Consider the following 23,023-nt stretch of genomic DNA (forward strand, 5'->3'; position numbering starts at 1 on the left):
TCAGCGGGTGATGCCGCGGGCAGAATTGAGGATCGACTGACGGAACAGTTCGACCTCCGGGTGCTGCCCGGCCAGTTCGTCCAGTTCCTTGATCGCCTCTTCCACGGTCAACCCCTGGCGATAGACGATCTTGTAGGCACGGCGCAAGTCATGAATGACCTCATCGCTGAAACCGCGACGGCGCATACCTTCAAAGTTCATGCTGCGCGCCTCGGCCGGACTGCCGAACACCGTGACGAACGCCGGAACATCTTTGCCGATCGCCGTGCCCATGCCAGAGAACGCGTGAGCGCCGATATGGCAGTACTGGTGCACCAGGGTATAGCCGGACAGGATCGCCCAGTCGCCCACATGCACATGACCGGCCAGCGCAGTATTGTTGACCAGGATGCAATGGTTGCCGATCACGCTGTCATGACCGATATGGGCATAGGCCATGATCAGGTTGTGATCGCCAAGCGTGGTTTCCGAACGGTCCTGCACAGTGCCGCGATGAATGGTGACACCTTCGCGGATCACGTTGTGATCGCCGATCACCAGTCGCGTCGGCTCACCCTTGTACTTGAGGTCAGGTGTGTCTTCGCCGATGGAACTGAACTGATAAATGCGGTTGTGCCTGCCAATCCGGGTAGGTCCCTTGAGCACTACATGCGGACCGATGACGGTGCCCTCCCCGATTTCGACATCGGGGCCTACGATCGACCAAGGGCCGACCTCGACGCCGTCAGCCAGCCTGGCCGACGGATCGATGATCGCCCGCGGATCAATCGAACTCATAGGGAGCGTTCCGCGCAGGTGATCTCGGCCGAGCAGACGGCCTTGCCGTCGACCAGAGCACGGCACTCGAACTTCCAGATCATGCTCTTGCGGCTGAGGAACTTGGCCTCCAGCACGAGCTGATCACCCGGCAGCACTGGCTGGCGGAAACGCAGCTTGTCGGAGCCGACGAAGTAGTAAAGAGTGCCATCGGCAGGCTTCGCATCGAGCATCTTGAAGCCGAGAATCCCGGCCGCCTGGGCCATCGCCTCGATGATCAGCACGCCCGGCATGATAGGGTGCGCCGGGAAATGGCCGTTGAAGAACGGCTCGTTGATGCTGACATTCTTGTAGGCACGAATGCTCTGGGCCTCGAAGTCCAGCTCCGTGACCCGATCCACCAGCAGGAACGGGTAACGGTGAGGCAGGTATTCGCGAATCTCGTTGATGTCCATCATTTCGGGGGGAAGCCTGTAATAAGAATAGGGAGCGCAGGTGCTGACCACACGCTCCTTTTGCAGTCCAAAGAGGAGCCAGCTAGCGACTGTTCACTCTTGCTCAGGAAATGGTATCAGCCTTCTGATGCCGGCTGGCCACCTGAGGTCACGGTCTCGACGCGTTTTTCCAGTTGCTGCAGACGCTTGGACATCTCGTCGAGCTGACGTATACGTGCTGCGCTCTTGCGCCAATCGGCCAACGGCTGCATGGCAGTACCGGAAGAATAGCCGCCCGGCTCGGTGATCGAGCGGGTGACCATGGTCATGCCGGAGACGAATACGTTGTCGCATACATCAATATGACCGACCATGCCGACGCCACCCGCGATCATGCAGTGCTTGCCGATGCGCGTGCTGCCGGAAATCCCGACGCAAGCCGCCATCGCGGTATGGTCGCCGATCTGCACGTTGTGGGCGATCTGAATCTGGTTGTCGAGCTTGACGCCATTGCCGATTCGCGTGTCCGAGAGCGCGCCTCGGTCCACAGCCGTGTTGACACCGATTTCCACATCGTCACCGAGCGTCACGCCGCCGATCTGGGCAATCTTCTGCCACACACCTTTCTCGTTGGCGAAACCGAAGCCTTCACCACCGATCACCGCACCCGACTGAATGACGACACGCTTGCCGATCGTGACATCGTGGTACAGCGTCACACGCGGGGCAAGCCAGCCACCTTCACCGATGATGCAGCGGGCACCGACAACGCAATGCGCGCCAACGGTCACGTTCGCACCGATGCGCGCACCGCTTTCGATGACCGCGAACGGTCCGATGCTGGCGCTGGCATCCACCTGGGCATCGTCGGCTACCACGGCGCTGGGATGAACTCCCGCCACAGCCTTGGGCTTTGGATCGAACAGGTGAGAAATACGGGCGTAGGCCAGGTAGGGATCGGGAACGATCAGCGCATTGCCGGTGAAGCCTTCGGCATCCTCGGCCTTGATCAGTACCGCTGCCGCCTGGCTGTCATCCAGGAATTTGCGGTACTGGCGATTGGCGAGGAAGCTCAACTGCCCCGGACCGGCTTCCTGCAAGGTGGCCAGTCCGGTGATTTCAAGCGACTCGGGGCCACTGAGCGTGGCCCCGAGGGTCTCGGCCAACTGACCGAGCGTCATGGTTACGGTCATATCAACGCGCTTGGTTCATGCGCTCGATGACCTGGCGGGTGATGTCATATTGAGGCTTGACATCGATTACCGCACCACGCTCGAGCACCAGGTCGAAACCACCTTTCTTGATGACTTCCTCGACGGCACCGTCGAGCTTGGGCTTGAGCTGCTTGAGCATATCGCGGTCAGCAACGGCCTTCGCTTCGTTCAGTTCCTTGGACTGGAACTGGAAGTCACGGGCTTTTTGCTTGAACTCGAGCTCCAGGCGCTCACGCTCCTGCTGCTGCATCTTGTCGCCACCCTTGATCAGTCGATCCTGGATGCCCTTGGCGCTGCTTTCCAGAGTCTTCAGCTGGTTCAGTTGAGGACCGAACTTCTTCTCGGCATCGACAGCGTACTTTTTGGCGGCGTCGGATTCGAGCAGCGCCATCTGGTAGTTCAGAACGGCAATCTTCATTTCGGCGAAAGCCGGGGTGGCGACCAGCGCCGCGGCCACTACGGCCAGTTGAGTCAACTTACGCACGATGCACTCCTGGATAAACCGTTGTCGTTAAGCAAGGGCCAAGCTTAGAAAGTCTGGCCCAGAGAGAATTGGAACACCTGGGTGTCGGCGTCGTCCGGTTTCTTGATCGGCATCGCCAGGCTGAAGCTCAACGGGCCCAGCGCGGTGATCCAGGTCACGCCCAGGCCGACGGAGCTGGCCATGTCGGAGAAACCGACCTTCGCGCAGTCAGGCTTGGAGCCGCAGTTGGTGTCGAACACGTTACCCACATCCCAGAAGACCGAGGTACGCAGCGAACGCTGGTCCTTGACGAACGGCAGCGGGAACAACAGCTCGACACCGCCCTGTACGAGGACATTACCACCGAACGGCAGCGGGTCCTGGTCCGGGTCACGAATGGTACCCGGATTGGTGCCCTGGCTCGGGGTACTGCGCGGACCCAGGCTGCTGTCCTTGAAGCCGCGGACAGAGTTGAAGCCACCCGCATAATAGTTCTCGTAGAACGGCAGGCCCGAGGTACCGCCGAAACCATCACCATAGCCCAGCTCAGTGTGCAGGCGCAGGGTGTAGTCGTTGCTCAGCGGCTTGAACAACTGGCCGCGGTAGTCGAGCTTGTAGAACGACAGGTCGCTGCCCGGTACGGTGGTTTCCAGGGTCAGGCTTTGCGAGTGACCACGGGTTGCCAGCACGCCCTTGTTCAGGGTCGATTCGGACCAGCCGATCGACGCCTTGAAGTTCAGGAAGTTGTCACCTTCCTGGTCGAGGAACTTGAAGATCTCGTCGACGGTGTAGCGACCGGTCTTGATCTTGTCCTGCTGTACCGTCAGGCCGTAGGTCAGGCGCGAGGTCTCGCTGATCGGGTAGCCCAGGCTGACGCCGGCACCGAGGCTGTCTACCGCATAGCTCGCCACGTCGACGTCGAGGTCGTCGTAGTTGGTGCTGCGGTAGAAGGCGTTGTAGCCCAGGCTCACGCCGTCGGCAGTGAAGTAGGGGTCAACGAAGCCGAAGTTGTATCGGGTCTGGTATTCGCTTCGGGTCAGGCCGATGGACACCTTGTTACCGGTACCCAGGAAGTTGCTCTGGCTGATCGAACCACCCAGGATCAGGCCCGCGCTCTGGGCGAAGCCGACGCTGGCGGTGATCGAACCGGAAGCCTGCTCCTCGACCGCATAGTTGACGTCGACCTGGTCGTCGGTGCCTGGCACCGGCGGCGTCTCGACGTTGACTTCCTTGAAGAAGCCCAGGCGCTCGAGGCGGGTCTTGGACTGGTCGATGAGATAAGTGGATGCCCACCCACCCTCCATCTGACGCATCTCGCGACGCAGCACCTCGTCTTCGGTCTTGGTGTTGCCGCGATAGTTGATGCGGTTGACGTAGGCACGCTTGCCCGGATCGACGACGAACATGATGTCGACGGTGTGATCCTGGTCGTTCGGTTGCGGCACGCCGTTGACGTTGGCGAAGGTGTAGCCTTCGTTACCCAGTCGACGGGTGATCAGGTCGGAGGTGGTAGTCATCACCTTGCGCGAGAAGACCTGGCCAGGTTGTACCAGCAGCAGCGACTTGACCTGGTCTTCCGGCACTTTCAGGTCACCGGAAAGCTTCACGTCACGGACGGTGTACTTCTCGCCCTCGTTGACGTTGACGGTGATGTAGACGTGCTTCTTGTCCGGGGTGATCGATACCTGGGTGGACGCGATGTCCATGTTGATGTAGCCGCGGTCCAGGTAGTAGGAACGCAGACGCTCCAGGTCACCGGAGAGCTTTTCACGGGCGTACTTGTCGTCGTTCTTGAAGAACGACAGCCAGTTGGTGGTTTTCAGTTCGAAGAGCTGGGAGAGGTCTTCATCGCTGAACACGGTGTTGCCCACCACGTTGATGTGCTGGATCGCCGCGACGGTACCTTCGTTGATCTTGATCTTCAGGCCGACACGGTTGCGTGGCTGCGGCACAACCTCGGCATCGACCTCGGCCGAATAGCGGCCCTGGGCCACGTACTGGCGCTGCAGTTCGTTACGCACGCCCTCGAGCGTGGCACGCTGGAAGATCTCGCCCTCGGCCAGACCGGACTGCTTCAGGCCTTTCATCAGGTCTTCGGTACTGATCGCCTTGTTGCCCTCGATCTCGATGCTCGACACCGATGGGCGCTCGACCACGTTGATGATCAGGACATTGCCGTCGCGATCCAGCTGGATGTCCTGGAAGAAACCGGTCTTGAACAGCGAGCGAGTCGACTCCACCAGGCGGCGGTCATCGACCTGGTCGCCTACGTTCAACGGCAACGCGCCGAACACGCTGCCGGCGGAAACCCGCTGCAGGCCGTTGACACGAATATCGGAGATGGTGAAGGACTCGGCGTGAACTTCAGCGATCATCAGTGCGGAGAGGACCGCAGTTAGCAGCAGACGTTTCATGAAGTCCTTTTATTCCAACTGGCAATAAACAACCCGCCACCGCAGCACGGCGGCAGGTTCGCAATAGAGCGAAGCGTTAAAGTCGACCCAGATCGTTGATCAGGGCGAGCAACATCACCCCAATGACCAAACTGATACCGATCTGGACCCCCCAACCTTGCACCCGATCAGAGAGCGGACGACCGCGCGCCCACTCGATCAGGTAGAACAGCAAATGCCCCCCATCCAGTACCGGGATGGGCAGCAGGTTCAGAACCCCCAGGCTTATGCTCAGGTAGGCCAGGAAATTCAGGAAATCCCCAACGCCCGACTGGGCTGAAGCGCCCGCCACTTTAGCAATGGTTATCGGTCCGCTCAAGTTTTTTACCGAGAGCTCCCCGAACAGCATTTTCTTCAGCGATTCAAGGGTCAGGACGCTCATGTTCCAAGTACGCGAGAGCCCCTCACCGACCGCTTCCAGCGGCCCATAGCTGACCTCTCGGAGCATGTTCGCAGGCCACTCGGCGCCTTTCACCCCAGCGCCCAGATAGCCTCCGGAGGCCTGCCCTTCCCCTTTGCGGGCCAGCGTCACAGGCAGCTCCAACTGTGCGCCATCACGCTCGATACGCAACTGCACCTTCGCGTCGGGGCGTGCCCTGACAGCGTCTACCACCTGCTGCCAGTCGCCCAGTGCAACGCCATCGAGCGCCAGGAGTTTATCGCCGCTCTTCAGCCCGGCTGCAGCGGCCGGCCCCTTGGGGTCGATTTCGGCGAGCACCGGGCTCACCGCCGGCCGCCAGGGACGCAGCCCCAGGGACTGGATCGGGTCGGGCTCATCGGCGCCCTTGAGCCACTGGTTCAGGCGGATCTCGTGCTGGCGCTCCAGCGTGCCGCCATCATCGCGTACACCTACCCGCAGGCTGCCGCTCTCGCCGAGGCGGCGCACCAGCTGCAGATTGACCGCAGACCAGCCACTGGTCGGTTTGCCATCGATAGAAACAATTTCCTGACCTGCCACAAGGCCCGCAGATGCCGCCAGGCTGCCAGACTCGACCGCACCGATGACCGGACGCACCTGCTGACTGCCAAGCATGGCGACCACCCAGAAGAACAGGATGGCGAGGAGGAAATTGGCAATGGGGCCTGCGGCAACGATAGCGATACGCTGCCCAACCGATTTGCGATTGAAGGATTGTTCGGCAAGCGCCGGCGGTACATCGCCTTCGCGCTCGTCGAGCATCTTGACGTAGCCGCCCAGCGGAATCGCCGCGACGACGAACTCGGTGCCATGGCGATCGTGCCAGCGCACCAGCGGCGTGCCGAACCCCACAGAGAAGCGCAGGACTTTCACCCCGCACTTGCGTGCCACCCAGAAGTGGCCGAATTCGTGAAACGTGACCAATACACCCAGAGCCACCAGGGTGCCGATAATCATGTAGAGCGCAGTCATATCCATCTCCGAATGACGTTCAGCCAGGCCTGGGGCCGATGGGAAATCAGCGGCCGTGGCGCCTCAACCACTCCCGGGACAGCTCCCGGGCTCGCTGGTCGGCGGCGAACACCGAATCCAGCGAAGGCAACGGCACTACCGGCTCCTGCTCGAGCACCTGTTCGATCATACCCGCGATTTCCGGGAAGCGGATACGCCGCTGGAGAAATGCCTCGACCGCCACCTCGTTGGCGGCATTGAGCACCGCCGGCGCGCTATTGCCCGCTTCAGCAGCTTCTCGCGCCAGGCGCAGGCAGGGGAACCGCTGCTCGTCGGGCGCCTGGAAATCCAGACGGGCGACCGCGAACAGGTCCAGCGGCGCAACACCGGAATCGATCCGCTCAGGCCATGCCAGGGCATTGGCGATCGGCGTGCGCATGTCCGGGTTGCCCAACTGCGCCAACACCGAACCATCCACATAGTCGACCAGCGAATGGATCACGCTTTGCGGATGCACCACCACCTCGACCTTGGCTGGCGCAGCATCAAACAGCCAGCAGGCCTCGATCAGCTCGAGCCCTTTGTTCATCATGCTTGCCGAGTCGACCGAAATCTTGCGCCCCATCGACCAGTTCGGATGAGCGCAGGCCTGCTCCGGCGTGACATCCATCAACGCCTTCGCCGAGGTTTCACGGAAGGGCCCGCCAGACGCCGTCAGCAGGATACGACGCACCCCCACTTGCGCCAGGCCGCGAGCATAGTCGCCGGGCAAGCACTGGAAGATGGCATTGTGCTCGCTGTCGATCGGCAACAGCACTGCACCACTGGTGCGCACTGCCTCCATGAACAGCGCGCCGGACATCACCAGCGCCTCCTTGTTGGCCAGCAGCACCTTCTTGCCGGCCTGCACCGCCGCCAAGGTCGGACGCAGACCGGCAGCGCCGACGATGGCAGCCATCACGGTGTCCACTTCGCTGGCAGAGGCAACCTGGCAGAGCCCTGCTTCGCCTTCCAGCACCTCGGTGGTGCTGCCCGCCGCCGCCAGCCCTTCACGCAGGCGGGCGACCGAATCGACGTCCGGCACCACCGCATACGCCGGTCGATGACGCAGGCACAGGGCCAGCAATTCATCCAGCCGCGAATAGCCGCTCAGGGCAAACACCTGGTAGCGCTCGGGGTGGCGGGCGATCACATCCAGCGTGCTCAGGCCGATCGACCCGGTCGCACCGAGCACGGTAATCCGCTGGGGATGGCTCACATCACACCCCATTCGGCCGCCCAGAGCAGCACGGCGAACATCGGGATCGCCGCGGTCAGGCTGTCGATGCGATCAAGCACGCCGCCGTGGCCGGGCAGCAGGTTACTGCTGTCCTTGATGCCTTCACGACGCTTGAACATGCTTTCGGTCAGGTCGCCAACCACCGACGACATGACCACGATCACCGCGCCGACCAGGCCAAGCAGCAACTGCCCCAGCCCCCAGTCGCGCACGAGCCCGACCACCAAGGTGATCAACAGGCTCACGGCCATGCCGCCATACACGCCCTCCCAGCTCTTGCCGGGGCTGACGTGCGGCGCCAGCTTGCGCTTGCCAAAGGCACGGCCAGAGAAATATGCACCGATGTCGGCAGCCCAGACCAGTACCATCACCGCCAGGATCAAGCCATTGCCCAACGGCCAGTGCTTGAGCAGCAACAAACCTTGCCAGGCGGGCAACAACACCAGCAGACCGATCAGCAGACGGCAAGCGGCACTGCTCCACAACTCAGCGCTGCGTGGGTAGGTGAGCACCAGCCAGGTGGCCAATCCCCACCAGATCACCGACGCCCCCAGCACCCAGGGTGCAAGGTCCGGCATGAGGTAGAGCACCATCAGCGCTCCAGCGACCACGGCGGCATAGGCGATGCGCAATGGCTGGGCCATCAACCCGGCCAGACGCGCCCACTCCCAGGCACCAAGGGTCACCACGAAACCGATGAACAGGGCGAAATCCGCTCCGTTGAGCAGGAAGAAACCGCCCAGCGCGATCGGCAACAGGATCAGCGCAGTAATGATGCGTTGTTTAAGCATTAAGCACGAGCTCCAGCCTCGACCTGCTCGCTGGTCTTACCGAAGCGGCGCTGGCGCGAAGCGAAATCGGCCAGTGCACTACGCATGGCCTCGTGTTTGAAGTCCGGCCAGTACAGGTCGGAGAAATACAACTCGGCGTAGGCCAACTGCCACAACAGGAAGTTGCTGATGCGGTGTTCGCCGCCGGTGCGGATGCACAGGTCGGGCAACGGCAGGTCACCCGTGGCAAGGCAGGTCTGCAGCAGACCGGGCGTGATGTCGTCCGGGCGCAGATGGCCGGCCTGGACTTCGCGCGCCAGGCGCTGGGCGGCCTGGGCGATATCCCACTGACCGCCGTAATTGGCAGCGATCTGCAGGATGAAGCGATCGTTGCCGGCAGTCAGCGCCTCGGCCTCTCGCATCGCCGCCTGCAGCTCCGGATGGAAGCGCGAACGGTCACCGATGATGCGCAGGCAGATGTTGTTGTCGTTCAGGCGCTTGGCCTCGCGGCGCAAGGCCGAGAAGAACAGCTCCATCAACGCACCCACCTCATCGGCCGGACGCTGCCAGTTCTCGCTGGAGAAGGCGAAGAGCGTGAGCACTTCGACCTTGGCCTCGGCGCAGACCTCGATCACCGCACGCACCGCATCGACGCCGGCCTTGTGCCCGGCAACGCCAGGCAGCAGGCGCTTTTTCGCCCAGCGGTTGTTGCCGTCCATGATGATAGCGACGTGACGCGGCACCGACGAGGGTGCCGCCTGCTTGGTCTTTTCCATGAAAAAGTCCTGGCCTCAGACGGCCATCAGGTCCTTTTCCTTGGCTTTGAACGCAGCATCGACTTCCGCCACGAACTTGTCGGTCAGCTTCTGGATCTCGTCAGCTGCACGACGTTCTTCGTCTTCGCTGATTTCCTTGTCCTTGGTCAGCTTCTTCAGATCAGCCAATGCATCGCGACGCACGTTGCGCACGGCAACCTTGGCGTCCTCGGCAACGCCGCTGGCCTGCTTGGTGTAGCCCTTGCGGGTTTCCTCGGTCAGGGCCGGCATCGGCACGCGAATGGTGGTACCGGCGCTCGATGGGTTCAGGCCCAGGTCGGAGGTCAGGATGGCCTTCTCGATCGCGGCGCTGAGGTTCTTGTCGTGGGCGACGATCTTCAGGGTACGAGCGTCCTCGACGGTGATCGCAGCCACCTGGTTCAGCGGCATCTCGCTACCCCAGGCCGGGACTTTGACGCCATCCAGGATGCTTGGGTGGGCGCGACCGGTGCGGATCGCTGCCAGGTTGCGGGCCAACGCCTCGAGGGACTTGCCCATGCGCTCCTGCGCGTCTTTCTTGATGTCGTTGATCATGCTTCGCCTTCCTCGATCAAAGTACCTTCAGCGCCACCCACCACGATGTTCAGCAGGGCGCCAGGCTTGTTCATGTTGAATACCCGCAATGGCATCTTGTGGTCGCGGCACAGGCAGATTGCGGTCAGGTCCATGACACCGAGCTTGCGATCCAGCACCTCGTCGTAGGTGAGGTGGTCGAACTTCTCGGCATGCGGGTCCTTGAATGGGTCGGCAGTGTACACACCATCGACCTTGGTCGCCTTCAGCACCACGTCGGCATCGATTTCGATGGCACGCAGGCAGGCTGCGGAGTCGGTGGTGAAGAACGGATTGCCGGTACCGGCGGAGAAAATTACCACATCCCCGGAGTTGAGGTGGCGAATAGCTTTGCGACGATCGTAATGATCGGTGACGCCAACCATGGAGATGGCGGACATGACCAGTGCCGGGATGTTCGAGCGCTCCAGCGCATCGCGCATGGCCAGTGCGTTCATCACGGTGGCCAGCATACCCATGTGGTCGCCCGTGACGCGGTCCATGCCGGCTGCACTGAGCGCGGCGCCGCGGAACAGGTTACCACCACCGATCACCAGGCCGACCTGGACACCGATACCGACCAGTTGGCCAACTTCCAGGGCCATGCGGTCCAGCACCTTCGGGTCGATCCCGAAGTCTTCCGAGCCCATCAGGGCCTCGCCGCTAAGTTTGAGCAAAATGCGTTTATAGCGAGGTTGGCGACCACTCACCTGCTGAGCCATTGCGAGTCTCTCCTGCGGCGTACTTTTAGAAAATTCCGTGCGGGCTGTGTGCAGCCTGCTAACTGTAGCGTGGCACTGCTTCAGTGCCAGCGCACAGGGCCAGATAAACCCTTGCGCGCTTTGACAAAGAGGCTGCGCGCGTGAGCGGGCAGCCTCTTTGGGGCGACAGACGAGTCCGTCTTACTGCTTGGCGGCAGCGACCTGGGCGGCAACTTCGGCAGCGAAGTCGTCAACCGGCTTCTCGATGCCTTCGCCAACCTTGAAGTAGGTGAAGGAAACGATTTCAGCACCGGCTTTCTTGGCCAGATCGCCAACCTTGACTTCCGGGTTCATGACGAAGGCCTGCTCTTTCAGCGAGGCTTCTGCCTTGAACTTGGTGATACGGCCGTTGATCATGTTCTCGACGATGTTTTCCGGCTTGCCGGCGATCTTGTCGGCGTTCAGCTGCAGGAAGACACCCTTCTCGCGCTCGATGGCCTCGGCGGAGATTTCCGACGAATCCAGGAACTCAGGGTTCGAGGCTGCAACGTGCATGGCGATGTTCTTGGCCAGCTCTACGTCACCGCCTTTCAGAACGACGGCAGCGCCGATCTTGTTGCCGTGCAGGTAGGCACCGACCACGTCACCTTCAACACGCACCAGACGGCGGATGTTGACGTTCTCGCCGCACTTGGCGACCAGGGCTTCACGAGCGGCTTCACGCGAGGCGATCAGCGGAGCTGCGTCGGTCAGCTTCTGGGCGAAGGCTTCTTCCAGGCTTTCGGCGACGAAGTTCTTGAAGTCGTCTTGCAGGGCCAGGAAGTCGGTCTGCGAGTTCACTTCCAGCAGAACGGCGACCTTACCGTCGGTCTTGACGGCGATAGCGCCTTCAGCGGCAACGTTGCCAGCCTTCTTGGCGGCCTTGATGGCGCCCGAGGCACGCATGTCGTCAATGGCTTTCTCGATGTCGCCGCCGGCCTTTTCCAGGGCCTTTTTGCAATCCATCATGCCTTCGCCGGTACGCTCGCGCAGTTCTTTGACCAGCGCTGCAGTAATTGCTGCCATTTCAAAATCCTCTTGGAAAGTTTTTCAACCATTCCACCCGTTCATCACGGGCGTTCAATTCTGGAAATCCACTGTCTTCACACCAGCGTCACACATGATGCGGCGTGCTTGCTGACAGGAGGATTTCAGGTGGCAAAAAGGGGGCCAAGCCCCCTTTTCGCGTGCCAAGTAGACGCCAGGCGTCAATTACTCAGCAGCTGGTGCCGCCGCTTCTTCAGCGTAGACTTCGGTACCGCCGGCAACGTTGTTGCGACCGCGGATGACGGCGTCAGCCATCGAAGTCATGTACAGCTCGATGGCGCGGATTGCGTCGTCGTTGCCTGGGATCACGAAGTCAACGCCTTCCGGGCTGCTGTTGGTATCGACAACGCCGATGACCGGGATGCCCAGCTTGTTGGCTTCGGTGATTGCAATGCGCTCGTGATCGACGTCTATGACGAACAGTGCATCAGGCAGACCGCCCATGTCCTTGATACCACCCAGGCTGCGATCCAGTTTTTCCAGGTCGCGCGAGCGCATCAGGGCTTCTTTCTTGGTCAGCTTGGCGAAGGTGCCATCTTCGGCCTGGGTTTCCAGGTCGCGCAGACGCTTGATCGAAGCACGGATGGTCTTGTAGTTGGTCAGCATGCCGCCCAACCAGCGGTGATCAACGTATGGCGAACCGCAACGAGCAGCTTGCTCGGCGACCAGTTTGCCAGCGGAACGCTTGGTGCCGACGAACAGGATCTTGTTCTTGCCCTGGGCCAGGCGCTCTACGAACGACAGAGCGTCGTTGAACATCGGCAGGGTTTTTTCCAGGTTGATGATGTGGATCTTGTTGCGCGCGCCGAAAATGTACTTGCCCATTTTCGGGTTCCAGTAACGGGTCTGGTGGCCGAAGTGCACACCGGCCTTCAGCATATCGCGCATGTTGACTTGGGACATGATAGTTCCTTGATAAGTCGGGTTGGGCCTCCACGTATCCCAATGACCAACCCATGGATCCGAAGATCCCGGGCACCCAGGCCATCGTGTCGACACGTGTGTGGGTTTGAGCTGACGGGGACCTCCCCGAAAGCGGCGCATTTTATACCACAGACAGAAGACGAACGGAACCCGCAAGGTGCTTCATCCGTCAGCGGCTTTTGCAGCGGTTCGACAATCGCGCCAGAATGCCTCCCATAGACCCCCGGATCCGCGGTTTTCTCCCCACAGAACGACGCCCTGCTCTGTTAGAATCCGGCCTTTCCCGTTTGTTGCGCGCCGCCCGGCGCCGTAGAGAGCCTGTAATGACCGTCACCATCAAGACCGCAGAAGACATCGAGAAGATGCGCATCGCCGGCCGCCTGGCCGCCGAAGTCCTCGAAATGATCGAAGAGCACGTCAAGCCTGGCGTGACCACCGAGGAACTCGACCGCCTGTGCCACGACTACATCGTCAACGTCCAGCAGGCGATCCCGGCACCGCTCAACTACAAGGGCTTCCCCAAGTCGATCTGCACCTCGATCAACCATGTGGTCTGCCACGGCATTCCCAACGAGAAGCCGCTCAAGGATGGCGACACCATCAACATCGACGTGACCGTGATCAAGGATGGCTACCACGGCGACACCAGCCGCATGTTCCATGTCGGCACCGTCGCGCCCTGGGCCGAGCGCCTGTCGAAGGTCACGCAAGAGTGCCTGTACAAGGCCATCGAGCTCATCAAGCCTGGCTGCCGCCTGGGCGACATTGGCGAAGTGATCCAGAAACACGCCGAAAAGAACGGTTTCTCGGTGGTTCGCGAGTTCTGCGGCCATGGCATCGGCAAGGTCTTCCATGAAGAACCGCAGATCCTGCACTACGGCAAGGCCGGCACCGGGATGGAACTGAAAGAAGGCATGACCTTCACCATCGAGCCCATGATCAACCAGGGCAAGGCCGACACCAAGGTGCTGGGCGATGGCTGGACCGCCATCACCAAGGATCGCAAGCTCTCGGCACAGTGGGAACATACGCTGGTGGTCACCGCCACGGGATATGAAATCTTCACCCTGCGCAAAGACGACACCATTCCCCGTACTTCGGCGTAATTCAACTCAGGAAGGCGACTCGATGCCCCAGGTGGATCCAGAGCTGTTCGACCGTGGCCAGTTCCAGGCGGAACTGGCGCTCAAGGCAAGCCCCATCCCCGCCTTCAAGAAGGCTCTGCGCCAGGCAGCAGACGTCTTCGACAGACGCTTTCGCGAGGGTGTCGAGATCCGGAGCCTGATCGAGGACCGCGCCTGGTTCGTCGACAATATCCTGCAGCAGGCCTGGAACCAGTTCGACTGGGGCAATCCGGACGGCATTGCCCTGGTCGCGGTCGGCGGCTATGGCCGCGGCGAGCTGCACCCCTGGTCGGACATCGACCTGCTGATCCTGCTCGACCAGGCGGAACACGAGCAGTATCGCGACGCCATCGAGCGCTTCCTGACACTGCTGTGGGACATCGGCCTGGAGGTCGGTCAGAGCGTGCGCACGGTCGAGGAATGCGCCGAGCAGGCGCGCGCCGACCTGACAGTGATCACCAACCTGATGGAAAGCCGCACCGTCGCCGGCCCCGAGACGCTGCGCGAGCGCATGCTGGAAGTCACCAGCACTGCGCACATGTGGCCGAGCAAGGAGTTCTTCCTGGCCAAGCGCGCCGAGCTCAAGGCACGGCACCACAAGTACAACGACACCGAGTACAACCTGGAGCCCAACGTCAAAGGTTCGCCAGGCGGCCTGCGCGACATCCAGACCGTACTCTGGGTTGCCCGCCGCCAGTACGGCACCCTCAACCTGCACGCACTGGCCGGTGAAGGTTTTCTGCTGGAAAGCGAGAACGACCTGCTGGCCTCCTCGCAGGCCTTCCTCTGGCGCGTGCGCTACGCCTTGCACATGCTTGCCGGACGTGCCGAAGACCGCCTGCTGTTCGATCACCAGCGCAGCATCGCGGCGCTGCTCGGCTACAGCGACGAGAACCCCAAGCGCGCCATCGAGCAGTTCATGCAGCAGTACTACCGGGTGGTGATGAGCATCAGCCAGTTGTGCGACCTGATCATCCAGCACTTCGAGGAAGTGATCCTCGCTGACGACAACGGCAGCACCCAACCGCTGAACACGCGCTTTCGCCTGCATGATGGCTATATAGAAGCGGTCAATCCGAACGTCTTCAAGCGCACCCCGTTCGCCATGCTTGAGATCTTCGTGCTGATGGCCCAGCATCCGGAGATCAAGGGCGTACGCGCCGATACCGTACGCCTTCTGCGCGAACATCGGCACCTGATCGACGACAAGTTCCGCAACGACATCCGCAATACCAGTCTGTTCATCGAGCTGTTCAAGTGCGAGATCGGCATCCACCGCAACCTGCGGCGCATGAACCGCTATGGCATCCTAGGTCGCTACCTGCCGGAATTCGGCCTGATCGTCGGACAGATGCAACACGACCTGTTCCACATCTATACGGTCGATGCGCACACGCTCAACCTCATCAAGCACCTGCGCAAATTGCAGTACACCCCGGTGTCGGAGAAATTCCCGCTGGCCAGCAAGCTCATGGGACGCCTGCCCAAACCTGAGCTGATCTACCTCGCCGGCCTCTATCACGATATCGGCAAGGGTCGCCAGGGCGATCACTCCGAGCTCGGCGCGGTGGACGCGCAAGCCTTCTGCGAGCGCCACCAGTTGCCGGCCTGGGACTCGCGCCTGATTGCCTGGCTGGTGCAGAGCCACCTGGCGATGTCCACCACGGCCCAGCGCAAGGACCTCTCCGACCCACAGGTGATCAACGATTTCGCCCTGTTCGTCGGCGACGAAACCCGCCTGGACTACCTCTACGTGCTGACCGTGGCCGACATCAACGCCACCAACCCCAGCCTGTGGAACTCCTGGCGCGCCAGCCTGCTGCGCCAGCTCTACACCGAAACCAAGCGCGCGCTGCGCCGGGGCCTCGAAAACCCGCTGGACCGTGAAGAACAGATCCGCCAGACCCAGAGCGCGGCGCTGGACATTCTCGTGCGCGAAGGCACCGACCCGGACGATGTAGAGCAACTCTGGTCGCAGCTGGGCGACGACTATTTCCTCAAGCACACCGCAGCGGACGTGGCCTGGCACAGCGATGCAATACTTCAGCAGCCGGCCGATGGCGGTCCGCTGGTGCTGATCAAGGAAACCACCCAGCGCGAGTTCGAAGGCGGCACGCAGATCTTCATCTACGCGCCCGACCAGCACGATTTCTTCGCCGTGACCGTGGCGGCGATGTCGCAGCTCAACCTGAACATCCATGACGCCCGCATCATTACCTCCAGCAGCCAGTTCACCCTCGACACCTACATCGTGCTCGACAACGACGGCGGCTCGATCGGTGACAACCCGCAGCGGGTCAAGCAGATACGCGAAGGGCTGACCGAGGCACTGCGCAATCCCGAGGATTACCCGACCATCATCCAGCGACGCGTGCCGCGCCAGCTCAAGCACTTCAACTTCGCGCCGCAGGTGACCATCCTCAACGACGCCCAGCGCCCGGTGACCATCCTCGAGATCACGGCCCCCGACCGGCCCGGCCTGCTGGCGCGCCTGGGACGGATCTTCCTGGAGTTCGACCTGTCGCTGCAGAACGCCAAGATCGCCACCCTCGGCGAGCGCGTGGAAGACGTGTTCTTCATCACCGATGCCGACAACCAGCCGCTCTCCGACCCGCAACTGTGCAGCCGCCTGCAGGAAGCCATCGTCGAACAGTTGCAGGCCGGCCAGTCCAGCGATACCAGCCCCACCCGCGTGACCTTCTGACGATTACGAGACCTTGCGCCGATGAACCATGCCTTGACCCAGCTTCAGCCCTACCCCTTCGAAAAGCTCCGCGCCCTGCTCGGCAGCGTGAAGCCTGCCGCGGACAAACGCGCCATTGCCCTGTCGATCGGTGAGCCGAAGCACGAATCCCCGGCGTTCGTCGCCAAGGCCCTGGCCGACAACCTCGACAAATTGGCGGTCTACCCCAGCACACTCGGCCTGCCGGCCCTGCGCCAGGCCATCGGTCAGTGGTGCGAGCGCCGCTTCGGCGTACCCGCCGGCTGGCTCGATGCCGACCAGCACATCCTGCCGGTCAACGGCACCCGCGAAGCGCTGTTCGCCTTCACTCAAACAGTGGTCAACCGCGCCGATGACGGCCTGGTCGTCAGCCCCAACCCGTTCTACCAGATCTACGAGGGCGCGGCGCTGCTGGCCGGCGCCACCCCGCACTACCTGCCATGCCTGGAAAGCAACGGTTTCAATCCGGACTTCGACGCGGTACCTGCCGAGGTCTGGAAGCGTTGCCAGATCCTGTTCCTGTGCTCCCCAGGCAACCCCACTGGCGCGCTGGTGCCGATGGACACCCTGAAAAAACTGATCGCCCTGGCCGACGAGCACGATTTCGTGATCGCCGCCGACGAGTGCTACAGCGAGCTGTACTTCGACGAAGACGCCCCGCCGCCTGGCCTGCTGAGTGCCTGCGCCGAACTCGGCCGCAGCGATTTTGCGCGCTGCGTGGTGTTCCACAGCCTGTCCAAGCGCTCCAACCTGCCGGGCCTGCGTTCGGGCTTCGTCGCGGGTGACGCCAAGATCATCAAGCCATTCCTGCTGTACCGCACCTACCACGGTTGCGCCATGCCGGTGCAGACGCAACTGGCCAGCGTGGCCGCCTGGCAGGACGAGGCCCATGTGCGGGCGAACCGCGATCAGTACCGCGCCAAATATGACGCCGTGCTCGAGATCCTGCAGCCAGTGATGGATGTACAGCGCCCGGATGGCAGCTTCTACCTGTGGGCCAAAGTACCGGGTAGCGACGCCGACTTTACCCGCGACCTGTTCGAAGCCGAGCACGTGACCGTGGTGCCTGGCTCGTACCTGTCGCGTGAAGTGGATGGCGTCAATCCCGGGGCAGGACGCGTACGCATGGCGCTGGTTGCGCCGCTGGCCGAGTGTATCGAGGCGGCCGAAAGGATTCGCGGGTTCCTGCAACGTCGTTGATCGGATCGTTCGCGGGTAAACCGGCGAACGCTCCAGGGCGGCGCTACCTGACCTGCCCCAGGTTCGCCTCGCTCATGTCCAACTCCCCCAGCACCTGGCGCACGACTTCATCCCCCACCAGGTGCTGGCGGTGCAGGCTGTAAAGCTCCAGCCGCTGCGCGCGCAATGCGCGCAGGCGCAGCCGACGCTCCAGAAGATCCATCTGTTCGGCAAGTGCACGTGCTTCGGCGCTGTCGTTGTAGCTGTCCAGCTCGTCCCGGTACTCTGCCATCAGGCGCGCCTTCAGCTCGGTCGCCAGCGTCGCCTGGGCGGCATCCTGCGGAGCATTAGCATCGACGACCTCCTCGGCCTCCAAGGCATGAATGGCGGCTTCTGCAGTGCGCCTCCAGGCTTCCTGCACCTCCTGGTGCAGGCGCTCGTCCGGGCTCTTGGTCACCCCGCGCAACAGGATCGGCAGGGCGATGCAGGCACTGATCAGCGACAGCAGGATCACCCCGGCGGCAATGAAGATCAGCAGATCACGCTCCGGGAACGCCTGGCCGGCCCCGATCAGCAAGGGCACCGACATCACACCCGCCAAGGTCACAGCCCCCCGCACACCGCCAAGGGTCAACAACCAGCACGAACGTGCGCTGGGCATCAGCACCAACGCCGACTTACCGCGCCAGCGGCGCACCACGCCGATAGCGCGCCACACGCTCTGTACCCAGACGAACCGCAGCAGCACCAACGCCACGAAGATCGCCACCACATCGAGGCAACGCCAGGCCAGGGTCGGCCACAACGACGTTTCGTGGCTGACAACTGCCTTGATGATGTCGGGTAATTGCAAGCCCAGCAGCAGGAAGATCAGACCATTGAAGGCGAACTCTAGCAGCGACCAGACGCTGCGGTTGAGCAGGCGCGTGCTGGTCTGGCGCGGCAACAGGTCGAGCCAGCTCTGCATCATCCCTGCCGCCACCGCAGAGAGAATGCCCGAGACACCGAGTCGTTCGGCCAGTACGTAGGCGGCAAACGGCAACAGCAGCATGAACACCACATGCGTCGCCGGATCGTCCCAGCCCCGGGCGATCATCCAGGCACGCAGGCGCCCCACCAGCCAGCTGAGGCCCACGCCAACCGCAAGCCCGCCGATGGCTACCAGCACGAACGTCAGGCTGGCATCGGTCAACGAAAATACCCCGGTAATGGCAGCTGCCAACGCGAACTTGAACGTCACCAGGCCCGAAGCATCGTTCATCAGTGCTTCGCCCTGGAGCATATGCATCAAGGGGGTTGGCAGGCGATCCTGGGTAATCGCCGAAACCGCCACCGCATCAGTGGGCGAGAGCACCGCGGCCAGGGCGAACGCTACCGGCAGTGGAATGCTTGGCAGGATCCAGTGAATGAAGTACCCCGCTCCCACCACGGTGAACAGCACCAACCCCACGGCCAAGGCCACCACCGGGCCACGAATGCGCCAGAGCTCACGCTTGGGGATGCGCCAGCCATCGGCGAACAGCAGCGGCGGCAGGAACAGAAACAGGAACAGCTCGGGATCGAGGGCCACATGCAGCCCAAGCGTGGGCCAGGCCAGCAGCGCGCCGGCCGCGATCTGCACCAGCGGCAAGGGCAGCGGCACCATGCGTCCGACCAGCTTGGAAAGGCTCACCAGCATCAGCAGGATAAGAACGGTATAGGCTGACTGCATTGGCAAGACTTCCTGTATGAAAGCAGACACGAAAAAAAGGGCCAGACTTCGCCCTTGAAACAATATGTTAGCGGCGGGCGGTGATGATGCACCGCTGAACCATGGTCGAACGCCACCCGGGAATATGTAACACAATGCTACCTGAGAGGTCGTGACACAGATCGATCGCCTAGCCGGACAGCAAGCCGTGGCGCCAGGCCCATCGATACCGCATAATCGCCCCACCCATTCTTCAAGGAGTATCGGGGACGCCAGGTCCGGCCCGGCAGCCCCAGGCATTCAATGGCTTACACTCTCTACGGCATCAAAGCCTGCGACACCATGAAAAAGGCCCGCACCTGGCTTGAAGAACAGGCCATCGGTTACGCGTTCCACGACTACAAGACCCAAGGCATCGACCGTGACAGCCTCGAGCGCTGGTGCGACGAGCACGGCTGGGAAGTCGTGCTGAACCGCGCCGGCACCACCTTCCGCAAGCTCGACGAGGCCAGCAAGGCCGACCTGAACCAGGCAAAGGCCATCGAGCTGATGCTGGCTCAACCGTCGATGATCAAGCGCCCGGTGCTCGATCTGGGTGACCGCACCCTGGTGGGCTTCAAGCCCGACCTGTACGCCGCGGCACTGGCCTGATTCCGCTCCACACCCTATTTCGCACGAGGTAATTGCATGTCCACCACTCTGTTCAGCCTGGCCTTCGGTGTCGGCACCCAGAACCGCCAGGGCACCTGGCTGGAAGTCTTCTACGCTCAGCCCTTGCTCAACCCGTCCACCGAGCTGGTCGCGGCCGTCGCTCCGATCCTCGGTTACGAAGGCGGCAACCAAGCGATCGCCTTCAGCCCGGCCCAGGCCGCCCAGCTCGCCGACGCGGTCAAGGGCGTGGACGCCACCCAGCACGCATTGCTGACCCGCCTGGCCGAAAGCCACAAGCCGCTGGTCGCCACCCTGCTCGCCGAAGACGGCGCGCTGACCTCGACCCCCGAGGCCTACCTCAAGCTGCACCTGTTGTCGCACCGCCTGGTCAAGCCGCACGGCGTTTCCCTGGCCGGCATCTTCCCGCTGCTGCCGAACGTGGCCTGGACCAACCAGGGTGCCATCGACCTGGCCGAACTGGCCGAGCAGCAACTGGAAGCACGCCTGAAGGGCGAGCTGCTGGAAGTGTTCTCGGTGGACAAGTTCCCGAAGATGACCGACTACGTGGTCCCGAGCGGCGTGCGTATCGCCGACACCGCCCGCGTGCGCCTGGGCGCCTATATCGGCGAAGGCACCACCATCATGCACGAAGGCTTCGTCAACTTTAACGCTGGCACCGAAGGCCCGGGCATGATCGAAGGCCGTGTCTCGGCAGGCGTGTTCGTCGGCAAGGGCTCGGACCTGGGCGGTGGTTGCTCGACCATGGGCACCCTGTCCGGTGGCGGCAACATCGTCATCAAGGTTGGCGAAGGCTGCCTGATCGGAGCCAACGCTGGTATCGGTATCCCGCTGGGCGACCGCAACACTGTCGAAGCCGGCCTTTACATCACCGCTGGCACCAAGGTGAACCTGCTCGACGAGCACAATGAGCTGGTCAAGGTGGTCAAGGCCCGTGACCTGGCCGGCCAGACCGACCTGCTGTTCCGTCGCAACTCGCTCAACGGCGCAGTCGAGTGCAAGACCCACAAGTCGGCCATCGAGCTGAACGAGGCGCTGCACGCACACAACTGAGAACCTTGCAGGCCTCTGTAGAAGCGGGCTTGCCCGCGATCAGCGGACTCTCGGCGTCTGAGATGTTAAGATCGGGTCTGGCACCACGCCAGACCCGATTTTCATTCCAGGCCCCGCGATCATGTTCCAGCCCTCCCCCTGGCGTGCCGACTTTCCCGCCATCACCGCCCTGCAACGGCAGCACCAGACCTACCTGGACAGCGCCGCCACAACGCAGAAACCCCAAGCCCTGCTTGACGCCCTGAGCCACTACTACAGCCATGGCGCAGCCAATGTGCACCGCGCCCAGCACCTGCCTGGCGCGCTGGCGACCCAGGCATTCGAGACCAGCCGCGACAAGGTTGCTGCCTGGCTCAACGCCGCTGACTCCCGGCAGATCATCTTCACCCACGGCGCCACCTCGGCGCTCAACCTGCTGGCATACGGGCTGGAGCATGGCTTCGAAGCCGGCGACGAAATCGCCGTCAGCGCGCTGGAGCACCACGCCAACCTGCTGCCCTGGCAACAATTGGCGCGGCGCCGCAATCTGCGCCTGGTAGTGCTGCCGCTGGACGAACATGGCCGGATCGACCTCGACCAGGCGCTGCAACTGATCGGGCCGCGCACACGCCTGGTGGCGCTGAGCCAACTGTCCAACGTGCTCGGCACCTGGCAGCCATTGCCTGCGCTGCTCGCTCATGCCCGCGCCCAAGGCGCTCTGAGCGTGGTCGATGGCGCCCAGGGCGTGGTTCATGGCCGCCACGACGTGCAGCAACTGGGCTGCGATTTCTACGTATTTTCCAGCCACAAGCTATATGGCCCGGATGGGGTTGGCGCGCTCTATGGCCGCACAGAGGCCCTGGCACGGCTGCGCCACTGGCAGTTCGGCGGCGAGATGGTGCAACTGGCCGACTACCACGAGGCAAGCTTTCGTCCCGCGCCACTGGGCTTCGAGGCGGGCACGCCGCCGATCGCCAGTGTCATCGGCCTGGGCGCGACCCTCGATTACCTCGCGAGCCTCGATCCTGCGGCCGTGGCAGCCCACGAAGCCAGCCTGCACCAGCACCTGGTGCGCGGCCTGGCCGACCGCGAAGGCGTGCGCATGCTCGGCACCCCACAGAGCGCACTGGCCAGTTTCGTCATCGATGGCGTGCACAACGCCGATATCGCCCACCTGCTGACCGAACAAGGGATCGCAGTGCGCGCCGGCCACCATTGCGCGATGCCATTGCTCAAGGGACTGGGGCTGGAAGGCGCGATCCGCGTTTCGCTGGGGCTGTACAACGACAGCGACGACCTGCAGCGCTTCTTCGACGCGCTCGACCAGGGCCTGGAGCTGCTGCGGTGAGCCTGCCTGCCGACGCCCAGCAGGCACTGGACACCTTCACCCAGGCAAAAGGCTGGGAACAGCGCGCACGCCTGTTGATGCAGATAGGCGATCGCCTGGAGCCACTGGACGAGGCTGACAAGACCGACGCCAACCGCGTGCATGGCTGCGAAAGCCTGGTCTGGTTGGTGGCTGGCCAGGTCGACGGACAGTGGCGCTTCAAGGCAACCAGCGATGCCCGGCTGCTGCGCGGTCTACTGGCGCTGCTGCTGGTGCGGGTACAGGGGCTGGACAGCGACGCGTTGGCCGGGTTGGACCTGCGTGAGTGGTTCACACAACTGGGGCTGGAGCGGCAGCTTTCGCCTTCACGCAGCAATGGGCTGCATGCGGTGTTGTTGCGGATGACGGAGTTGGTGACCAACCCTTGAGTCGGCAGCACGTGATTCGCGGATAAATCCAGCCCC

The 23,023-nt window shown here is 62.5% G+C and carries 21 protein-coding genes; 7 read left to right on the forward strand and 14 right to left on the reverse strand.

Going from position 1 to position 23,023, the window contains the following annotated elements:
- From lpxA to rpsB, 13 genes are all read right to left on the reverse strand, one after another.
- The gene (lpxA, locus tag APH44_RS02280) at positions 1-777 is read right to left on the reverse strand and encodes an acyl-ACP--UDP-N-acetylglucosamine O-acyltransferase (RefSeq protein WP_054891070.1); all 777 of its coding nucleotides are present in this window, start codon (positions 775-777) and stop codon (positions 1-3) included.
- On the reverse strand, positions 774-1,214 hold the full coding sequence (fabZ, locus tag APH44_RS02285) for a 3-hydroxyacyl-ACP dehydratase FabZ (protein ID WP_054891071.1): 441 nt from the start codon (positions 1,212-1,214) through the stop codon (positions 774-776). Before fabZ ends, lpxA begins: the two co-directional genes overlap by 4 nt.
- A 113-nt stretch (positions 1,215-1,327) precedes the next feature.
- Positions 1,328-2,383, reverse strand: coding sequence for a UDP-3-O-(3-hydroxymyristoyl)glucosamine N-acyltransferase (gene lpxD / locus APH44_RS02290; protein WP_054891072.1), 1,056 nt, complete (start codon positions 2,381-2,383; stop codon positions 1,328-1,330).
- Position 2,384: 1 nt separating this feature from the next.
- Positions 2,385-2,888, reverse strand: a complete 504-nt coding sequence (locus APH44_RS02295) for an OmpH family outer membrane protein (RefSeq protein WP_054891073.1) — start codon at positions 2,886-2,888, stop codon at positions 2,385-2,387.
- A gap of 44 nt (positions 2,889-2,932) precedes the next feature.
- Positions 2,933-5,281, reverse strand: coding sequence for an outer membrane protein assembly factor BamA (bamA, locus tag APH44_RS02300; protein ID WP_054891074.1), 2,349 nt, complete (start codon positions 5,279-5,281; stop codon positions 2,933-2,935).
- 76 nt (positions 5,282-5,357) lie between these two features.
- Complete coding sequence (rseP, locus tag APH44_RS02305; protein ID WP_054891075.1) at positions 5,358-6,710, reverse strand: RIP metalloprotease RseP; 1,353 nt, start codon at positions 6,708-6,710, stop codon at positions 5,358-5,360.
- A 46-nt stretch (positions 6,711-6,756) separates the two neighbouring features.
- A complete protein-coding gene (gene ispC, locus APH44_RS02310) occupies positions 6,757-7,947 on the reverse strand; it encodes a 1-deoxy-D-xylulose-5-phosphate reductoisomerase (protein WP_054891076.1) in 1,191 nt (396 codons plus the stop codon).
- The gene (locus tag APH44_RS02315) at positions 7,944-8,759 is read right to left on the reverse strand and encodes a phosphatidate cytidylyltransferase (protein WP_054891077.1); all 816 of its coding nucleotides are present in this window, start codon (positions 8,757-8,759) and stop codon (positions 7,944-7,946) included. The genes ispC and APH44_RS02315 overlap by 4 nt, the downstream gene beginning before the upstream one ends.
- Entirely contained in the window at positions 8,759-9,514 is a 756-nt protein-coding gene (gene uppS, locus APH44_RS02320; protein WP_054891078.1) for a polyprenyl diphosphate synthase, read from the reverse strand. The genes APH44_RS02315 and uppS overlap by 1 nt, the downstream gene beginning before the upstream one ends.
- 15 nt (positions 9,515-9,529) lie before the next feature.
- Positions 9,530-10,087 carry a ribosome recycling factor gene (frr, locus tag APH44_RS02325; protein WP_054891079.1) on the reverse strand — a complete coding sequence of 186 codons (558 nt, stop codon included), beginning with the start codon at positions 10,085-10,087 and terminating at the stop codon, positions 9,530-9,532.
- Positions 10,084-10,827: a UMP kinase gene (pyrH, locus tag APH44_RS02330; RefSeq protein WP_023381972.1), complete on the reverse strand. Its 744-nt coding sequence runs from the start codon at positions 10,825-10,827 to the stop codon at positions 10,084-10,086. Before pyrH ends, frr begins: the two co-directional genes overlap by 4 nt.
- 180 nt (positions 10,828-11,007) lie before the next feature.
- Positions 11,008-11,871, reverse strand: coding sequence for a translation elongation factor Ts (tsf, locus tag APH44_RS02335; protein WP_054891080.1), 864 nt, complete (start codon positions 11,869-11,871; stop codon positions 11,008-11,010).
- 186 nt (positions 11,872-12,057) lie between these two features.
- Entirely contained in the window at positions 12,058-12,795 is a 738-nt protein-coding gene (rpsB, locus tag APH44_RS02340) for a 30S ribosomal protein S2 (protein WP_054891081.1), read from the reverse strand.
- A 344-nt stretch (positions 12,796-13,139) separates the two neighbouring features.
- Between rpsB and map the strand changes: the two genes are divergently transcribed.
- The 3 genes from map to dapC are packed head-to-tail and all read left to right on the forward strand — an operon-like array spanning position 13,140 to position 17,862.
- Complete coding sequence (map, locus tag APH44_RS02345) at positions 13,140-13,922, forward strand: type I methionyl aminopeptidase (protein ID WP_054891082.1); 783 nt, start codon at positions 13,140-13,142, stop codon at positions 13,920-13,922.
- 22 nt (positions 13,923-13,944) lie between these two features.
- On the forward strand, positions 13,945-16,644 hold the full coding sequence (locus APH44_RS02350) for a [protein-PII] uridylyltransferase (RefSeq protein ID WP_054891083.1): 2,700 nt from the start codon (positions 13,945-13,947) through the stop codon (positions 16,642-16,644).
- 21 nt (positions 16,645-16,665) lie between these two features.
- Positions 16,666-17,862, forward strand: a complete 1,197-nt coding sequence (gene dapC, locus APH44_RS02355) for a succinyldiaminopimelate transaminase (RefSeq protein ID WP_054891084.1) — start codon at positions 16,666-16,668, stop codon at positions 17,860-17,862.
- 43 nt (positions 17,863-17,905) lie between these two features.
- Here the strand turns inward: dapC and APH44_RS02360 are convergent, their stop codons facing one another.
- Positions 17,906-19,552: a Na+/H+ antiporter gene (locus APH44_RS02360; RefSeq protein WP_054891085.1), complete on the reverse strand. Its 1,647-nt coding sequence runs from the start codon at positions 19,550-19,552 to the stop codon at positions 17,906-17,908.
- 282 nt (positions 19,553-19,834) lie between these two features.
- Between APH44_RS02360 and APH44_RS02365 the strand changes: the two genes are divergently transcribed.
- The 4 genes from APH44_RS02365 (at position 19,835) to APH44_RS02380 (ending at position 22,987) form a co-directional block, all read left to right on the forward strand.
- Positions 19,835-20,182 carry an ArsC family reductase gene (locus APH44_RS02365; protein ID WP_054891086.1) on the forward strand — a complete coding sequence of 116 codons (348 nt, stop codon included), beginning with the start codon at positions 19,835-19,837 and terminating at the stop codon, positions 20,180-20,182.
- A 36-nt stretch (positions 20,183-20,218) separates the two neighbouring features.
- Positions 20,219-21,253, forward strand: a complete 1,035-nt coding sequence (gene dapD / locus APH44_RS02370; protein WP_054891087.1) for a 2,3,4,5-tetrahydropyridine-2,6-dicarboxylate N-succinyltransferase — start codon at positions 20,219-20,221, stop codon at positions 21,251-21,253.
- A gap of 121 nt (positions 21,254-21,374) precedes the next feature.
- Positions 21,375-22,580 (forward strand): cysteine desulfurase, encoded by a 1,206-nt coding sequence (locus APH44_RS02375; RefSeq protein ID WP_054891088.1) that lies wholly within the window; start codon positions 21,375-21,377, stop codon positions 22,578-22,580.
- Positions 22,577-22,987, forward strand: a complete 411-nt coding sequence (locus tag APH44_RS02380) for a SufE family protein (RefSeq protein ID WP_054891089.1) — start codon at positions 22,577-22,579, stop codon at positions 22,985-22,987. Before APH44_RS02375 ends, APH44_RS02380 begins: the two co-directional genes overlap by 4 nt.
- The last annotated feature ends 36 nt before the right edge of the window (positions 22,988-23,023 follow it).

Origin of the sequence: Pseudomonas sp. NBRC 111143, assembly GCF_001320965.1 — a bacterium.
Lineage (GTDB): Bacteria > Pseudomonadota > Gammaproteobacteria > Pseudomonadales > Pseudomonadaceae > Aquipseudomonas > Aquipseudomonas machongensis.